Here is a 15462-nt window from a genome sequence, read left to right as displayed (position 1 = left end):
GTGCCTGGATGGGTCGGCATGCGCCTGAGCCGCCTGCGCATCGAGCGGCTGCGCTGCGTCGATGGGTTCGACCTGGCGCTGGCCGACGGCTGGACAGCCTTCATCGGCGCCAACGGCGCCGGCAAGACCAGCCTGCTTGAAGCGGTTTACCTGCTCTCGCATGGCCGCTCGTTCCGCGCGACGAACCGTGATTCCCTGAGTGCGATCGGCAGCACCGGCTTCGCCGTGCATGGCGAGTTCACCCGCCCGGACGGGCGCGTGCACCGGCTCGGCTTGGGGCGGGTCGGCGGTCGCCTGGAAGCACGCCTCGATGGTGCCGACGTTACCCTCGGCGAACTGGTTGGCGCGTGCGCGGTGGTCTGCTTCGAGCCGGGCTCGCATGCGTTGATCCACGGCCCGGCCGAGGAACGCCGCAGCAGCCTCGACTGGGGCGTGTTCCACGTGGAACAAGGATTCCTTGGTGACTGGCGCCGCTACCAGCGCGGCCTGCGCCAGCGCAATGCCTTGCTGCGCTCGATCGAATCGGCGGATGAGTTGGCTGCATGGGAACACGAGATGGCCGAGGCTGGCGAGCGGGTCACCTGTTCGCGCACCGCCTACGCCGACCGCCTGCGCCCACTGCTGATCGAGACCCTTGCCGGATTCGTGCCCGAGCTGGGGTCGGTCGTGTTCGAGTTCGAGCGCGGCTGGCGTGAGGGCAGTCTGGCAGGGGCCTTCGTCGAGAGCAGGCCGCGCGACCGCGAACGCGGCCACAGCACACGTGGCCCGCACCGTGCCGACTGGTCGATCGCCTTCGAGCATGCGCCGCGGCGCGAACACCTGTCACGCGGACAGGAGAAACTCTGTGCGCTGGCGTTTTGCCTCGCCCAGGCTCGGCTGCATGCCGAGCATCACGGCGAATGGCCGGTGTTGTGTTTCGACGATCTCGCTTCCGAACTCGACCGCGAGCACCAGAGCCGCGTGATCGGGTTGGTGCGAGCGAGCGGGGCACAGGTACTGGTGACGGGAACCGAGCTGCCGGAAGCGCTGCGCAGCAGCGTCGAGCGACTGGCCGTGTTCCACGTGGAACACGGCCGTCTCGTCGACCCCCTGTTATAATGGCGCGTTGCGTTCCGACGCCTGCGCCCGCTCGTTCCGGCGGTGCCGCGATGATCCCGGGAGTCCCATGAGCGAGCAGTACGATTCGAGCAAGATCAAGGTCCTCAAGGGACTCGAGGCCGTCCGCAAGCGTCCCGGCATGTACATCGGTGACACCGATGACGGCACCGGCCTGCACCACATGGTGTTCGAGGTCGTCGACAACTCGATCGATGAGGCCCTGGCCGGATTCGCCAATGAGGTGATTGTCACCATCCACACCGACGGCTCGGTCAGTGTGGTCGACAACGGCCGTGGCATCCCCGTCGGCATGCACGAGGAGGGGCGCTCCTCGGCCGAAATCGTCATGACCGTGCTGCACGCCGGCGGCAAGTTCGACGACAACAGCTACAAGGTTTCCGGCGGCCTGCACGGTGTCGGCGTATCGGTGGTCAACGCCCTGTCGGACCACCTGTGGCTGACCATCCACCGCGAGGGCTTCGAGCACCAGCAGGAATACCGCCTCGGCGAACCCCTGTATCCGCTCAAGCAGCTGGCGCCGTCGACCCGCACCGGCACCACCGTACGTTTCCTGCCGAGTCCGGCGATCTTCTCCGACGTCGAGTTCCACTACGACATCCTCGCCCGGCGCCTGCGCGAGCTGTCCTTCCTCAATTCCGGCGTACGCATCGAACTGCGTGACGAACGCAGCGACCGCCACGACGTCTTCGAATACGCCGGCGGCATCCGCTCCTTCGTCGAGCACCTCGCCCAACTGAAGACACCGCTGCATGACAAGGTGATCTACTTCAGTCAGCAGAGCGAGGCGATCACGGTCGAGGCGGCGATGCAGTGGACCGACGCCTATCAGGAAACCTGCTTCTGCTACACCAACAACATTCCACAGAAGGACGGCGGCACGCACCTTGCCGGCCTGCGCGCCGCGCTGACGCGCACCCTGTCGGCCTACATCGACAAGCAAGGCATCCAGAAGACCGCCAAGGTCGGCCTGTCCGGCGACGACATGCGCGAGGGCCTGATCGTCGTGCTGTCGGTGAAGATGCCGGACCCGAAGTTCTCGTCGCAAACCAAGGACAAGCTCGTCTCCAGCGAGATCAAGGGTATCGTCGAATCCTCGGTCAACGAGAAACTCGAGGAGTTCCTGCTCGAGCACCCCAACGAGGCGCGTGCGATCGCGGCCAAGGTGGTCGATGCCGCGCGCGCGCGCGAGGCCGCGCGCAAGGCGCGCGAGATGACCCGGCGCAAGGGCGCGCTCGACATCGCCGGCCTGCCCGGCAAGCTCGCCGACTGCCAGGAGAAGGATCCGGCGCTCAGTGAACTGTTCATCGTCGAGGGCGATTCCGCCGGCGGCTCGGCCAAGCAGGGCAGGAACCGCAAGACCCAGGCGATCCTGCCGCTCAAGGGCAAGATCCTCAACGTCGAGCGCGCGCGCTTCGATCGCATGCTCGGTTCGGCCGAAATCGGCACCCTGATCACCGCACTCGGCACCGGCATCGGCAAGGACGAGTACAACGTCGACAAGCTGCGCTATCACCGCATCATCATCATGACCGACGCCGACGTCGACGGCTCGCACATCCGCACCCTGCTTTTGACCTTCTTCTATCGGCAGATGCCCGAGCTGATCGAGCGCGGCCACGTCTACATCGGCCAGCCGCCGCTGTACAAGCTTAAGCAGGGCAAGCAGGAGCTGTACCTGAAGGACGATGCGGCACTCAACGCGTATCTGATCTCCAATGCCGTGGATGGCGCCGAACTGGCGTACAGCCCCGATGCGCCGCCCCTGAGCGGGGCAGGGCTCGAGAAGCTGCTCGGCGACTACCAGGCCGCGCTCGACCAGATCGAGCGCCTCGGCGCGCGCCAGGACGGCGTGCTGCTGCGTGGTCTGCTCGATCATCCGCTGCCGGCGGTCGACCGTTGGGCCGACGCGGCGACGATGGCGGCATGGACCGCGACCCTGCTGGGTCAGCTCAATGGCCGTGGCGCCGGCCAGGCGCGCTATCGCATCGAGGTGCGCACGGCCACCGCCGAGCACCCGGCCGCACTGGTCGTCGAACGCACCCAGCATGGCACGACGACGACCCAGGTCCTGCCGGCCCATTTCTTTGCCGGTGGTGAGTTCCGACCGATCGCCGAAGCGGCACGCCAGATCGCCGGGCTGGTGCAGGCCGGCGCGCACGTCAGCCGTGCCAACCGCAGTCTCGTCCTGAGCGGTGGCATTGCCCAGGCGCATGCCTGGTTGCTCGACGAAGCCAAGCGCGGACGCACCATCCAGCGCTTCAAGGGTCTCGGCGAGATGAACCCCGACCAGCTCTGGGAGACCACGGTCAACCCCGAGACACGTCGCCTGCTGCAGGTCAGCATCGAGGATGCCGTGGCCGCCGACCAGATCTTCTCGACCCTGATGGGCGATGTGGTCGAGCCGCGTCGCGACTTCATCGAACAGAACGCGTTGCGGGTCAGCAACCTGGACGTCTGAGCCTCCGCGCCGAATCGATCGCGGTTCTGCAATTGTACAAAAGTATATTCATGAACCATGGCCGTGGCAGAGACGGCCACGCGGCATGCCGGTGTGCGTCTCAGCAGCGAAGGAGCGAATTGATCGCAGCCAGCGTGTGCTTGTGCTGCCACGGACGCGGCGCTACGCTCCAACGACTGTATCCGACCGGATCCGGCATCCGGACCCAACCCGTTCTCGAGGTGACGATCATGAAGCTTTCCGGGCTCGCGCGTGTCGCCCTGTGCGCAACCGCCCTGTTGATGTCCGCAGCGACCTTTGCCGCGAAGAAGGACACCAAGAGCGTCGATGAATTTCCGAACGCGACGCGCAAGGAGCCGAAGGCCACCATGGTGGAGCGCGAGCAGCGCGAGCTCAGCAAGGCCGCCGACCTCGTCAACGATGGCAAAGGCATGGAAGCGCTGCCGATCGTCGAAAAGGTGCTTGGCAACCCGAAGTCCAGCAAGTACGCCCAGGCTTTCGCCCTGCAGCTCAAGGGTAGAGCCTACTGGGACGATGACAACGAGGCCGAGGCGCTCGCTGCGACCATCAAGGCCATCGAGCTCGATGCCTTGCCGAACGTGCACCAGTTCGGCCTGATCTATCAGGTCGCACAGATGTACATGCAGGATGAAAAGTATGACCAGGCCCTGTCCTGGATCGATCGCTGGGAAAAGGAATCCGGGCAGAACACGGCCGACTCGCTTGCCCTCAAGAGCAACCTGTTCTATCGCCTTGAGCGCTACCAGGACGCGATCGGCACCATGAAGCAAGCGATCGCCAAGAGCGATGCGCCGCACGAGAGCTGGAACCAGATCCTCATGGCCAGCTATTACGAGCTCGACCAGTTTGACGAGGCGGCTGCGCTCGTGCAGAGCCAACTGGCGAAGAAGCCGAACGACATCAAGCTCATCAAGCAGCTCGCGACGATCTACGTCAACGGCGACAAGTATCCGCAGGCGATCGAGGTGCTCAGCAAGGCCAAGGCGCAGGGTCTGATCACCTCACCGGAAGACTACATGCAGCTCGCCAAGCTATACGCCAATGCGGACAAGCCGAAAGACGCCGCGGACACGCTGCGCGAGGGCATGAGCAAGGGCGTCGTGCAGCCATCGCTCGAAGCCTATCGCCTGTTGGGCGACGTGTGCTCGCAGAGCGAGGACGACGCCTGCACGATCGATGCGTATACCAAGGCTTCGCCCTTCGCAGCCGACGGCAACGTCGACTACCAGCTTGGCTACTACCTCTACTATGCCGAGCGCTCCGCCGAAGCCAAGGAAGCTCTGAATCGTGCCATCAGCAAGGGTGGCCTGCGTCAGGAAGGCGAAGCCTATGTGATGCGTGGCGACATCCTCAGCGACCTCAACGACAATGCCGGCGCCATGGCCGACTGGCGAAAGGCCGCCACGTTCCCGAGCACGAAGACGATGGCCGAGCAACGCATCAAGGCCGCGACCACGGGCGTCAAGCTCAGGCGTCCGTCAACGCGCAAGTAGAACGCGGCGAGCATCGGCGGTTGGCCCAATCGGTCACAATCAGGCCGTCGCGATACCCTTGTCGACGAGGGCGCCGGTGTTGTACCGTGCCGGGCCCCGCGTCATCGAGCAAAGCCATCTCGGGTCTGTTCGACTCCCCCGGGTCGCTTGCAAGCACAACCCCTTGTCTGGTCGAAACAGATGGCTGACGACACTTTCCAAGCCGAAGGCAACTCGTTCAACTGGCGCCGTGTCTGGTCGCTGGCCGGCGCTTTCACCGTTCATGTCTTCGCTTTGGGTCTGCTCGCCACGCCGGTCGCGCCGCCGCCGGCGAAAGAGAAGGTTGTCGACAACAAGGTGACGGTCGAATTCATCGAACCGCCACCGCCACCGCCACCGCCACCGCCACCGCCGCCGGAGCCGCCGAAGAAGCCGCCGCCGAAGGTGATCGAGAAGGTCAAGCCGCCGCCGACCCCACCGCCGGAGCCGCCACCGCCGGTCATCGTCGAGGAAGCCTCGCCGATGGCGGTGGCTGCGCCGCCGCCGGCGCCCCCGGCACCACCGGCGCCCCCGGTGGACATCGCGCCGAGCGAGAACATCAGCTACCGTAAGCTTCGTCCGCCGAAGTATCCGCCGCAGGCTGTCAGGCAGCACCAGCAGGGCAAGGTCCTGCTGAAAGTGCTCGTCGGGCTCGACGGTTCGCCGGAGGAGATCACGGTCGAGAAGTCCAGCGGTTCGCGCCTGCTCGACCAGGCCGCGATCGCTGCAGTGAAGACCTGGGTGTTCAACGCAGGCATGAAGGACGGCAAACCGAGTCGCGGTTATGCTTTGGTCCCGATCGAGTTCAACCTCAACCAGTAGTACTCACATCGTAGGGTAGCGCCATGCAGCAAGATGCAGTTTCAACGATTCCGGCGGGCGGCGGCAGCAATGCCCAGGCGATGTCCGCGATGGGCTTCGACCATCTGATCCATAACTTCGACGCGGTCGGCTGGGTGGTGTTCATCACTCTCGTCGTGATGTCGATCCTGTCGATCTACTTCATCATCTTCAACCTGATCCGCAACACGATGGTGCGCTCGCGCATGGACCGCGTGATTCACACCTTCTGGGAAACGCCATCGGCGCAGGAGGCGATCCGCTTCCTCGAGGAGCAGCCGAAGTCCGAGCCGTTCTCGAAGATCGCGCTCGACGCCGCCGTCGCCGCGCAGCACCACTCGCGTCATGAAGGCAGCCGTCTGGTCGAGGCGCTGAACCGTTCCGAGTTCATCGACCGCGCGCTGCGCCAGGGCGTCGCCCGCGAGAGCATGCGCCTGGAAGGTGGCCTGACCGTGCTCGCCACGGTCGGTTCGACCGCGCCGTTCGTTGGTCTGCTCGGCACCGTCTGGGGCATCTACCACGCCCTCATCAAGATCGGCGCCAGCGGCAACGCCTCGATGGAAGCGGTGGCCGGCCCGGTCGGCGAGGCGCTGATCATGACCGCGATCGGTCTGTTCGTCGCGATCCCCGCCGTGCTCGCCTACAACTTCTATGTGCGCAGCAACCGCCTGATCTACGCTCGCTTCGACGAATTCGCGCATGACCTGCACGACTTCTTCGCGATCGGTTCGCGCGTCGACGCCAACGCACCAGCAGCGCCCGCAGCTGCGAGGAAGTAAGCCATGGCCTTCTCGTCGAACTCGGGCGGTGGCCCGATGGCGGAAATCAACGTCACGCCGCTGGTCGACGTGATGTTGGTGCTGCTGATCATCTTCATGATCACCGCGCCGCTGATGACCCACAAGATCCGCATCGACCTGCCGCAGGCGAACCCGAACGTCCAGGAGACCAACCCTCCCGAGCCGATCGACCTCGCCGTCAAGGCTGGTGGCGAGCTTTACTGGAACGACGAGCCGATCACCGAGGCGATGCTGGCCGCGCAGTTGCGCGTGGCCGCGCAGAAGAATCCGCAGCCGGAATTGCAGATTCGCGCCGACAAGACCACGCAGTATCAGCTCATCGCCACGGTCATGGCGACCGCGAAGAGCTCCGGCATGGTCAAGATCGGCTTCATCACCTCGCAGCAATAGCGGCGGCGGTTGTCACGGGGATACGGAACGGCGCCTTCGGGCGCCGTTTTCATTGAGGGGGCGGTGAAGCAGGGACGAGGGGCGAGGGCGCAAGCCCATCGCGCTCGAGCCCTCGCTCCTCTCTCCCTTCTTCTCCGCAAAGAGCGTAGGCTGGCGCCAAGGGCTCGGCCCGCCCAGGCCCTGACAAACGACCATTGACCCGCTTCGGAGGTCCACCATGGCTTACGCGAATCCGCTTCGTGGCAATGGCACGCCGCTCGCCGAGATCAACATCACCCCGCTCGTCGACGTGATGCTGACTGTCCTCATCATCTTCATGATCGCCACGCCGATCGTGACGAAACAGATCACCTTGCCGCTTGCTGGTGGCGACAAGGGCAAGGTCGAACCGAGGGTCATGGCCGTCGCCATCGGCGAGGGCGGCGAACTGCGCATCAACGACCTGCCGACCTCGCGCGCCGAGCTGGAAATACTGATGCGCGCAGCCAGCGCCGGCAGCGCGCCGGTTCGCCTGGAGATCCGACCGCAGGCCCAGTCGCGCTACGACGATCTTGCCGAAGTGTTGGCGATGGCGACCCGTCAGGGCGTGTCCGACCTTCGCGTCGAGGCCTTGCCGGCACATTGACCGGCAAGAGCCGCGCCGGGATGGTCAATCCGGCGCGGCTGCCGTGCGCAGGATGCCGAGATAGGCGCGCACGGTCGCATCGAGCCCGGCGTACAGGGCTTCACCGAACAGCGCGTGGCCGATCGAAACTTCGTCGAGCCACGGGATCGCACTGGCCAGCCGTGCGAGATTGTGTTGACAGAGGTCGTGTCCGGCGTTGACGCCGAGCCCCACCGCGCGGGCGGCCTGGGCGGTGGCGACGCAGGCGGCGACGGCCGCTGCATCGTCGCCAAGCGCGTGCGCGTGCGCGAAGGGCCCGGTGTAGATTTCGATGCGGTTCACGCCAATCGCCGCCAGCGCATCGAGTCGCGCCGTGCCGGCATCGACGAACACGCTGACCCGGCAGTCCAGCTCGCGGAATGCCGCGACCAGTGGTGTCAGCCGCTCGACGTCGCGCTCGACGTCGAAGCCATGGTCGGAGGTGATCTGGCCGTCGCCGTCCGGTACGAGCGTGACCTGGGCGGGTCGCGTCGCGCGCACGATCGCGAGCAGGCCCGGATAGTCGCCGCGAGCAGGGGCGAATGGATTGCCTTCGATGTTGTACTCGGCGCCATCGAGCACCTGCGCGATGCGCGAGACGTCGTCTACACGGATGTGGCGCTGGTCGGGGCGCGGATGCACGGTGATGCCGTGGCAGCCGGCAGCGAGCGCCACCCGAGCGGCGTTGACGGGATCGGGCTCGCTGCCGCCGCGCGAGTTGCGCAGCACGGCGACCTTGTTGACGTTGACGCTGAGCTTGATCACGGCGATTCCGTCGAAAGTCCTGCAGCCTAACCGAAGTGCGAAACGTGGAGACCCGGAACGGTGATCGTCAGCGGCAGGGCTGCGCCGCCTCGCGCCACACCACTGGATCCCAGAACGCACCGTCCTTCCATTCGTTGCGCCGGTCCTGGTTGAGCCGCACGGCGACGTGGTACTCGGTATCGGCGCCAACATCGATCACCAAGGTCTTGTAGCGCACACCGCCGGCATTGCGCAGACGATCGTTGAACGACAGGTAGCGCGGGTCTATGCGCTCACCGATCTCGAGTTCGTGCCGTCCCACGGGCAGGCGGAAGCTCGTCTGCCCGGTGATCCCAGCCGTCCGACCATCGATACGGTTGAGCGTGGCAGCATGCAGGCCGTCTTGGCGAGGGGCGGTATCGAAGATCACGATACGTCCGCAACCGACCCCGCGGTCGGACCGGGAATCGACGCTCGAAGCCAGCGCGTGCGCACCCACCGACAGGCGCATCGCCGGCAGCCAGGTACCGGTCAGGGTGCCGGCAGCCTTGGTCGGCCTGCCGTCGCGACGCAGGTCGAACTCCACCGCGGCACCGTCGCTGAAGTCGCCCACCGCCTCACGCAGGCGTGCCGCAGCGTCTGGCCCACTGCCGAGACCGAGACCATTGACGGCGATGATGACATCGCCGGCGCGCAGGCCGATTCGTTCGCCATTCCCGCCCGGTGTCGTACCGAGCACGCGCAGACCCTCACCGGCACGTGGTGCAGCAGTGCTGTCGACGATCAGGCCGAGATCGCCGACGCGCTGGCGCGGTGAGTCGATCGACAGCTCGAGCTGCTCTGCCGGCGTGTCACCGAACGCGCCGGCTTGCACCATGTCGAGCAACAGCACGCGCAAGGATTCGCGCAACTGTTGTTCGACCGCTGGTGTCGTCGTGGTCTGCTGCGCCTGCGCACACGGGGTGAGGGCGGACAGTGCGAGAGCGAGTGCCGCAAAACGACACATGTGGCGAATCGGCATCGGGATCATTCCAGTCCTCCGCGGAACAGGCGGGTCAAAGACGGGTCAGTGCAGTAGCGTCGGAGCCACGGTTGATCAGGTCGAGCAGGGCATCGCTGCGTTGTTTCCACAGGGGCGCCAGTTCATCGGCACCGGCGCCGCGGTCGTAGGCCGACTGCAACTCACCGTCGATCAATCGCAACTGGGCGCGCAGCCTGGCGTCTCCCCGCAGTGAGGCCAGGGTCTGCCATTGGTGCTCGAGAGCCTGAGAGCGCGCCTGCCAGAGATCGAGTTCGGACGCTGGCGACAGTCCACGTGGTGGCAGTACCACCAACGCGACCAGCGAGGCGACGAGAGCAAGGCCCGAGCCAACCAGCACCTGTCGCCGCCGCCGTTGTCGAGATCGATGCGTGGCGGTGATGTCGAGCCAGAGCCGAGGTTCCGGCTCGAACTCCGGGAGCTCATGCAGCAAGCGGCGGATATGCGGCAATGCCGTGGATTCATGCATGGTCGTCATCGACCGTGGTCCTGTGTGCGGGCTTCGTGCCCATCATGTCCCCGAGCTGCTTCAGCGTGCGCGCGAGGATCGACTTCGAATAGCTCTCACTTTGCCCGAACAATGCGCCAAGCTCCCGGTGCGTATAGCCTTCGACTTCATGCAGCAGCAGCACGGCCCGGGCACGTGGCGGCAGCCGCTGCAACAGCGACCAGGCGTCCGCGGCCAACTCCCCATCCGTACCACCGGCCGCAGTCGTCTCGAGGATCAGCGCAGCATCATCACCATCGAAGCGCCGGTTGCGGCGGATGACATCGATCGTCGCATTCGCAGTCAGACGCTTGAGCCATGCACCGAATGGCGCATCGCCACGGAAGCCACGCAGCATCGACAGCACGCGCAAAAACACTTCCTGCATGACGTCCTCGGCAGCACCTGCGTCGCCGAGGATGCGCAGCGCCAGGGTGTAGCAGGCACGCGCATACATGCGGTAGATCGCCTCGAACGCGCGCACATCGCCGCGGCGGGCCCTCTCGAGCGTCAGCGCATCGAGTTCCTGGCCGAAGCCGTTGCTCACGCGCGTAGAGGTTCCATCGGCAGCCACGCTTCAAGGACGTTACCGAAGCCGGGAGCGTCGCAGAGGTGCATTCAGCGACGCGCAATGACCACGCGTGCCTCGCGCACGTTGGCCAGTGGCACCGCGACTTCGGCCTCGCCGGCGTTCACGCGCACGGCGACCAGTGCGTGGTCATTCGTGATCCCACGCAACTCGCCATCGACCAGCTTGCCACCGGCGGTGACCAGGCGGATGCGTCGCCCGAGGTACCCACGCAGTGCGGATATGGCAACCACGTCGTAGTCAGGCCGCTCCAGAACAGGCGGCGGCAAACGTTCGATCACGCCGGGTTTCCAAACCAGTGCCAGGGTCGAGTTCTCGGGTGGCGGAGGCGCGCTCGCGCCGAGGGGTCCGGTTGCGTCGTTGGCCGGCTTCGTGCCGGTAGCGGCCGGGACGGCGGGTGTGGGAGCAAGCTCGGGAGGCGTCACTACCGGGGTGGTTGAGGGAGTCGCTGGTGGCGCTGGTTCGACCGGCTCGGCGGCGTGCGCCTCGCTGACCACGGCCGCCACAGGTGCGGGATCGAGTGCGACGGGTGGTGCCGGTTCGGCGGCCGTCTGTGCGTGGGGCGTCGCTTGCCGAGCGGAACCGGCCAGCTCGAGCGGTGCGACCGGGTCGGCAAACGTGAGTTGCAGCATGACTGGCAAGGCGCTGCCATGTCGTGCGGTGATGCTGAGCTGCCGCAGCAGGTCGCCACGTGGATAGTCGGCGATATTGGCCGGCACCCAGCCGGGATCGGGCAGGGTGTTCAGGCGCAGCGTGCCGCCCTCGATGACGAAGTTGCGATAGAGCGCACGCAAACTATCGCTCGCACTGACGCCACGCGCCGCAAGGAAAGCATCGACCGCCGTCATGTGCGCAGCCACGAAATCCGATGCCGGGACACCGAGCCGGCTGCCGCACAGCGCATTGCGCACGCCAAGAAAACCGCTGTCGGTGAACTCGAGTTCGCCGCGGGCCAGGCGCAGCTCGGTGCGCGCCGCTGCGTCGCGGAAGAGCGCCGGCCGGAACGCGCTTAGGTCGACCGAGCCGGACAGGCGCATCACCTGCGGCCGCTCCAGGTCGAAGCGCAATTCGAGGCGTGTGTTGTCCGGGTCGTACCAATACTCGAGTCGGTCGACGCGCTCGCCCGGCGTGATGCCGAGGCGTGCGTAGTCGAGGGGGCCGGGTTGCGCTCCGGGGCAGCCTTCGTGTGAGAAAGGCACCAGTCCGGGCGGCTGCAGGAATTCGCCGATGGCGGCCGCGAGCGGCGAGCCCGACACGGTGGCAGCCTTCAACTCGATCGTGGCATGGGCCGGCAAGGCGTTGGCGCCGCCGAGCCAGGCCAGCGGCAGCCACAGCCAGCCGGCACCGCCGATCCGGGCGGAGCGCGCCGAGAGGCTGGCGGCCTCGGCCATCGTGCCGAAGCGCAGGCGCGGTTCGTGGAGGCGCAGGCCGCCACCCCAGGTGAAGCCGGCGCCGGCGTAGTCGAGTTGGGCGTTCGGTTCGAGGGACGCGGCAAGCCGGCGTGCGGTAGCACGGGCAGCGAACTCACCGATAAGCCAGCAAGCCCCGGCCAGCAAGGCAAGGACAAGAACGCTCTTGCGCATTCGCCCCATGATCCACGCCCCGCCGTCGCCTCGCGATCACTGATGTCGAGAGCGTGACGATAGCGACATTGCCCGGCAGCGGCAACGCGTGATGTGAGCATCGTCACCGACTGTCACAGGTTGATGTTGCGGCCGAAGCGAGCGCCCGCGCCATCGCCACCTCGAAACCGCCTGCGCCAGCCCAGAAAGTCGCGAGTTCCTCGCGTGCCAAGGCGTTCACGAGACGTCGGTCGTACAGCCGCAGCACGCGATGGCATCGTGTTCGACGAGATCCAGTACACCCGACGCGACCCAGGCCAAGGCACGCCAGCGATTGCGCATGCCGAGCATGGCGGCATGCAGCCATGGGTGGTGTGATGGACGCATGGATGTGGTCATCGTTCGAAGTCGAAGAAGAACGAAGATCGTTGGCTCCACACCCGCTGATCGGCTCAGGTCTGGAAACCGGCCTCTGACAGCTCGCTTGCGGCGTCCTGGTCCACGGCGAGGTGGTTGGCGAGCAGGGCGACCTGGGTGCGGTTGCTGACCCCGAGCTTGCGCATGATCGCGGTCATGTGTGCCTTGACGGTTGCCTCGGATACGTTCAGGTCATAGGCGATCTGTTTGTTGAGCAGGCCCTCGGCGATCATCGACAGCACGCGGAACTGCTGCGGAGTCAGCTCGGCGATGCGTGCGGCGATAGCGGCCTCGCCGGGCGGCAAAGCGGCGTCGACCGTGCCGGCCGTGTCGGGCAGCCAGACATCACCGTCGAGCACGCCCTGCACGGCACCGACGATGGTGTCGACCGAGACCGACTTCGGAATGTAGCCAGACGCACCATGCGCGATCGCGCGGCGCATGACCACATTCTCCTCGTGCGCGGAGACGACGATGATCGGCAGGCCCGGATGCTGTGCGCGGATGTGCACCAGCGTCGAGAAACCCCTGGCGCCCGGCATGTGCAGGTCGAGCAGGAGCAGGTCGGCATCGGGATGGGCATCGACCAGTCCCTGGATCGAGGCGACGCTGTCGGCTTCGTGCAGCGTCGCATCCGGCACCGCCCGCAGCACCGCCCGCCGCAGCGCGTCGCGGAACAGAGGGTGGTCGTCGGCGATCAGGACTTCGCGCATGGCACGATCGGGAGGGGTGATTGGTGATGGGTGATTCGACGCAACAGCGCGTGCCACAGGCACACCCCGCACTTTCCTATTCCGAATCCCGAATCACCAATCACGGTTCTCATCGCACCAGCCTCTCATCCACCAGGCTGGCGACCACCGAGGGATCGGCAAGGGTCGAGGTATCGCCCAGCGCTTCTGGCTGGTTCTCGGCGATCTTGCGCAGGATGCGGCGCATGATCTTGCCGGAACGCGTCTTCGGCAGACCCGGCGCCCATTGCAGGTAGTCCGGGGTGGCGATCGGGCCGATCTCCTTGCGCACCCAGGCAATCAGTTCCTTGCGCAAGTCCTCGCTCGGTGTGATGCCGGCCTTGAGGGTGACGTAGGCATAGATGCCCTGGCCCTTGATGTCGTGTGGGCAGCCGACCACGGCGGCTTCGGCAACCTGTGCATGCGCGACCAGCGCACTCTCGACTTCGGCCGTGCCGAGACGATGGCCGGAGACGTTGATGACGTCATCGACGCGGCCGGTGATCCAGTAGTAGCCATCCTCGTCGCGGCGCGCACCGTCGCCGGTGAAATAGGTGCCCGGGTAGGTGCGGAAATAGGTATCGACGAAGCGCGCGTGGTCACCGTAGACCGTACGCATCTGGCCGGGCCAGGAGTCGGTCAGCACGAGGTTGCCCTCGGTCGCACCCTCGAGCACGCTGCCATTGGCATCGACGATGGCCGGCCGGATGCCGAAGAACGGCAGCGTTGCCGAGCCGGGCTTCTGCGCGATTGCACCGGGCAGCGGCGAGATCAGGATGCCGCCGGTTTCGGTCTGCCACCAGGTGTCGACGATCGGGCAGCGGCCATCACCGACCACGCGCCAGTACCACTCCCAAGCCTCGGGGTTGATCGGCTCGCCGACCGAGCCGAGCAGACGCAGGCTGGCGCGCGAGGTCTTTTTGACGATCTCCTCGCCTTCGCGCATCAGCGCGCGGATCGCCGTTGGTGCGGTGTAGAACAGGGTGACCTTGTGCTTGTCGACGACCTGCCAGAAGCGCGAGGAGTCGGGATAGTTCGGTACGCCCTCGAACATCAGCGTAGTCGCACCATTGGCCAAGGGGCCGTACAGGAGATAGCTGTGGCCGGTGACCCAGCCGATGTCGGCGGTACACCAGTAAACATCGTCCTCGCGCAGGTCGAAGATGGCCTCGTGGGTGAAGCTGGCGAACACGAGATAGCCGCCAGTGGTATGCAGCACGCCTTTCGGCGTACCGGTCGAGCCGGATGTGTAGAGGATGAACAGCGGATGTTCGGCCTCGCAGGCAACCGGCTCGTGCGTGGTCGACTGGCCTTCGACCAGCGTGTGCCACCAGCGGTCGCGTGGTGTCTGCATGTCGACCGCACCATCGGTGCGACGCACGACGAGCACGGTCTCGACGCTGTTCGTGTTCGGCCGCTTGAGTGCCTCGTCGACATTCGCCTTGAGCGGCACGCGCTTCTTGCCGCGCAGGCCCTCGTCAGCGGTGATGACGAGCTTGCACTGGCTGTCGGCGATGCGGCTGGCCAGTGAATCGGGCGAGAAGCCGGCGAACACGATGGTGTGGATCGCACCGATGCGCGTGCAGGCGAGCATCGCCACCGCGGCTTCCGGAATCATCGGCAGGTAGATCGCGACACGGTCGCCTTTCTTCACGCCGAGGCTGGCGAGCAGGTTCGCCGCCTTGCACACCTCGGCATGCAGCTCACGGTAGCTGATGCGGCGTGACTCGGCCGGATCGTCGCCTTCCCAGATGATCGCGGTCTTGTCGCCGCGCGTGGCGAGATGGCGGTCGAGGCAGTTGGCCGAAACGTTCAGCGTGCCGTCGTGGTACCAGCGGATATGCAGGTCGGCGGCATCGTAGGAGACGTCCTTGACCTGGGTGTAGGGCGTGATCCAGTCGAGGCGCTGGCCGATGCGCGACCAGAAACCTATCGGGTCGGCCATCGATTCCGCGTACAGCGCGTCATAGCGCGCCTTGTCATAGCGGGCTGCAGCCGCGAACGCGGCCGGAACGGGATGGATCTGCGCCATGCGTGCCTCCGGCGAGTTGTCGATGCTCGACAGGATCATAGCGCCGCGTGCACGCACTCGGCGCACGCTCTACGACTTT

The 15462-nt window shown here is 66.0% G+C and carries 15 protein-coding genes; 7 read left to right on the top strand and 8 right to left on the bottom strand.

Annotation, left to right across the window (positions count from 1 at the left end; translation table 11 throughout):
• The first annotated feature begins 18 nt into the window (after nucleotides 1-18).
• The 7 genes from recF to KF907_RS04055 all read left to right on the top strand — a co-directional run bounded on the left by recF (nucleotide 19) and on the right by KF907_RS04055 (nucleotide 7764).
• A complete protein-coding gene (gene recF, locus KF907_RS04085; protein WP_291218453.1) occupies nucleotides 19-1098 on the top strand; it encodes a DNA replication/repair protein RecF in 1080 nt (359 codons plus the stop codon).
• 67 nt (nucleotides 1099-1165) lie between these two features.
• On the top strand, nucleotides 1166-3577 hold the full coding sequence (gene gyrB, locus KF907_RS04080; RefSeq protein WP_291218451.1) for a DNA topoisomerase (ATP-hydrolyzing) subunit B: 2412 nt from the start codon (nucleotides 1166-1168) through the stop codon (nucleotides 3575-3577).
• 230 nt (nucleotides 3578-3807) lie between these two features.
• A complete protein-coding gene (locus KF907_RS04075; RefSeq protein WP_291218449.1) occupies nucleotides 3808-5091 on the top strand; it encodes a tetratricopeptide repeat protein in 1284 nt (427 codons plus the stop codon).
• A 180-nt stretch (nucleotides 5092-5271) separates the two neighbouring features.
• The gene (locus KF907_RS04070) at nucleotides 5272-5931 is read left to right on the top strand and encodes an energy transducer TonB (RefSeq protein ID WP_291218447.1); all 660 of its coding nucleotides are present in this window, start codon (nucleotides 5272-5274) and stop codon (nucleotides 5929-5931) included.
• A gap of 23 nt (nucleotides 5932-5954) precedes the next feature.
• Nucleotides 5955-6728, top strand: a complete 774-nt coding sequence (locus tag KF907_RS04065) for a MotA/TolQ/ExbB proton channel family protein (RefSeq protein ID WP_291218445.1) — start codon at nucleotides 5955-5957, stop codon at nucleotides 6726-6728.
• Between the two features lie 3 nt (nucleotides 6729-6731).
• A complete protein-coding gene (locus KF907_RS04060) occupies nucleotides 6732-7139 on the top strand; it encodes an ExbD/TolR family protein (protein WP_291218442.1) in 408 nt (135 codons plus the stop codon).
• A gap of 217 nt (nucleotides 7140-7356) precedes the next feature.
• Complete coding sequence (locus KF907_RS04055) at nucleotides 7357-7764, top strand: ExbD/TolR family protein (protein ID WP_291218440.1); 408 nt, start codon at nucleotides 7357-7359, stop codon at nucleotides 7762-7764.
• Nucleotides 7765-7788: 24 nt separating this feature from the next.
• Here the strand turns inward: KF907_RS04055 and KF907_RS04050 are convergent, their stop codons facing one another.
• The 8 genes from KF907_RS04050 to acs form a co-directional block, all read right to left on the bottom strand.
• Entirely contained in the window at nucleotides 7789-8547 is a 759-nt protein-coding gene (locus tag KF907_RS04050) for a pyridoxine 5'-phosphate synthase (RefSeq protein ID WP_291218438.1), read from the bottom strand.
• Between the two features lie 67 nt (nucleotides 8548-8614).
• The gene (locus KF907_RS04045) at nucleotides 8615-9532 is read right to left on the bottom strand and encodes a PDZ domain-containing protein (RefSeq protein WP_291218436.1); all 918 of its coding nucleotides are present in this window, start codon (nucleotides 9530-9532) and stop codon (nucleotides 8615-8617) included.
• Nucleotides 9533-9581: 49 nt separating this feature from the next.
• Nucleotides 9582-10034: a hypothetical protein gene (locus tag KF907_RS04040; protein ID WP_291218434.1), complete on the bottom strand. Its 453-nt coding sequence runs from the start codon at nucleotides 10032-10034 to the stop codon at nucleotides 9582-9584.
• Nucleotides 10027-10599 (bottom strand): RNA polymerase sigma factor, encoded by a 573-nt coding sequence (locus KF907_RS04035; RefSeq protein WP_291218433.1) that lies wholly within the window; start codon nucleotides 10597-10599, stop codon nucleotides 10027-10029. The genes KF907_RS04040 and KF907_RS04035 overlap by 8 nt, the downstream gene beginning before the upstream one ends.
• Nucleotides 10600-10670: 71 nt before the next feature.
• Nucleotides 10671-12224 carry an LSm family protein gene (locus KF907_RS04030; protein ID WP_291218431.1) on the bottom strand — a complete coding sequence of 518 codons (1554 nt, stop codon included), beginning with the start codon at nucleotides 12222-12224 and terminating at the stop codon, nucleotides 10671-10673.
• Nucleotides 12225-12440: 216 nt separating this feature from the next.
• On the bottom strand, nucleotides 12441-12590 hold the full coding sequence (locus KF907_RS04025; protein WP_291218430.1) for a hypothetical protein: 150 nt from the start codon (nucleotides 12588-12590) through the stop codon (nucleotides 12441-12443).
• A 65-nt stretch (nucleotides 12591-12655) separates the two neighbouring features.
• On the bottom strand, nucleotides 12656-13333 hold the full coding sequence (locus KF907_RS04020; RefSeq protein ID WP_291218429.1) for a response regulator: 678 nt from the start codon (nucleotides 13331-13333) through the stop codon (nucleotides 12656-12658).
• 109 nt (nucleotides 13334-13442) lie between these two features.
• A complete protein-coding gene (acs, locus tag KF907_RS04015) occupies nucleotides 13443-15383 on the bottom strand; it encodes an acetate--CoA ligase (RefSeq protein WP_291220243.1) in 1941 nt (646 codons plus the stop codon).
• Between the last annotated feature and the right edge of the window lie 79 nt (nucleotides 15384-15462).

The organism is Dokdonella sp., assembly GCF_019634775.1.
In the GTDB taxonomy this organism is placed as follows: Bacteria; Pseudomonadota; Gammaproteobacteria; order Xanthomonadales; family Rhodanobacteraceae; genus Dokdonella.
Note: the sequence above shows the minus strand (reverse complement) of the source record. Positions and strands in the feature narration are given on the sequence as shown.

Excerpts from the sequence above, each read along its gene's own strand:
- recF (WP_291218453.1), top strand. The coding sequence starts at position 19 with ATGCGCCTGAGCCGCCTGCGCATCGAGCGGCTGCGCTGCGTCGATGGG.
- gyrB (WP_291218451.1), top strand. The coding sequence starts at position 1,166 with ATGAGCGAGCAGTACGATTCGAGCAAGATCAAGGTCCTCAAGGGACTC.
- KF907_RS04075 (WP_291218449.1), top strand. The coding sequence starts at position 3,808 with ATGAAGCTTTCCGGGCTCGCGCGTGTCGCCCTGTGCGCAACCGCCCTG.
- KF907_RS04070 (WP_291218447.1), top strand. The coding sequence starts at position 5,272 with ATGGCTGACGACACTTTCCAAGCCGAAGGCAACTCGTTCAACTGGCGC.
- KF907_RS04065 (WP_291218445.1), top strand. The coding sequence starts at position 5,955 with ATGCAGCAAGATGCAGTTTCAACGATTCCGGCGGGCGGCGGCAGCAAT.
- KF907_RS04060 (WP_291218442.1), top strand. The coding sequence starts at position 6,732 with ATGGCCTTCTCGTCGAACTCGGGCGGTGGCCCGATGGCGGAAATCAAC.
- KF907_RS04055 (WP_291218440.1), top strand. The coding sequence starts at position 7,357 with ATGGCTTACGCGAATCCGCTTCGTGGCAATGGCACGCCGCTCGCCGAG.
- KF907_RS04045 (WP_291218436.1), bottom strand. The coding sequence starts at position 9,532 with ATGTGTCGTTTTGCGGCACTCGCTCTCGCACTGTCCGCCCTCACCCCG.
- KF907_RS04040 (WP_291218434.1), bottom strand. The coding sequence starts at position 10,034 with ATGCATGAATCCACGGCATTGCCGCATATCCGCCGCTTGCTGCATGAG.
- KF907_RS04030 (WP_291218431.1), bottom strand. The coding sequence starts at position 12,224 with ATGCGCAAGAGCGTTCTTGTCCTTGCCTTGCTGGCCGGGGCTTGCTGG.
- KF907_RS04025 (WP_291218430.1), bottom strand. The coding sequence starts at position 12,590 with ATGCGTCCATCACACCACCCATGGCTGCATGCCGCCATGCTCGGCATG.
- KF907_RS04020 (WP_291218429.1), bottom strand. The coding sequence starts at position 13,333 with ATGCGCGAAGTCCTGATCGCCGACGACCACCCTCTGTTCCGCGACGCG.
- acs (WP_291220243.1), bottom strand. The coding sequence starts at position 15,383 with ATGGCGCAGATCCATCCCGTTCCGGCCGCGTTCGCGGCTGCAGCCCGC.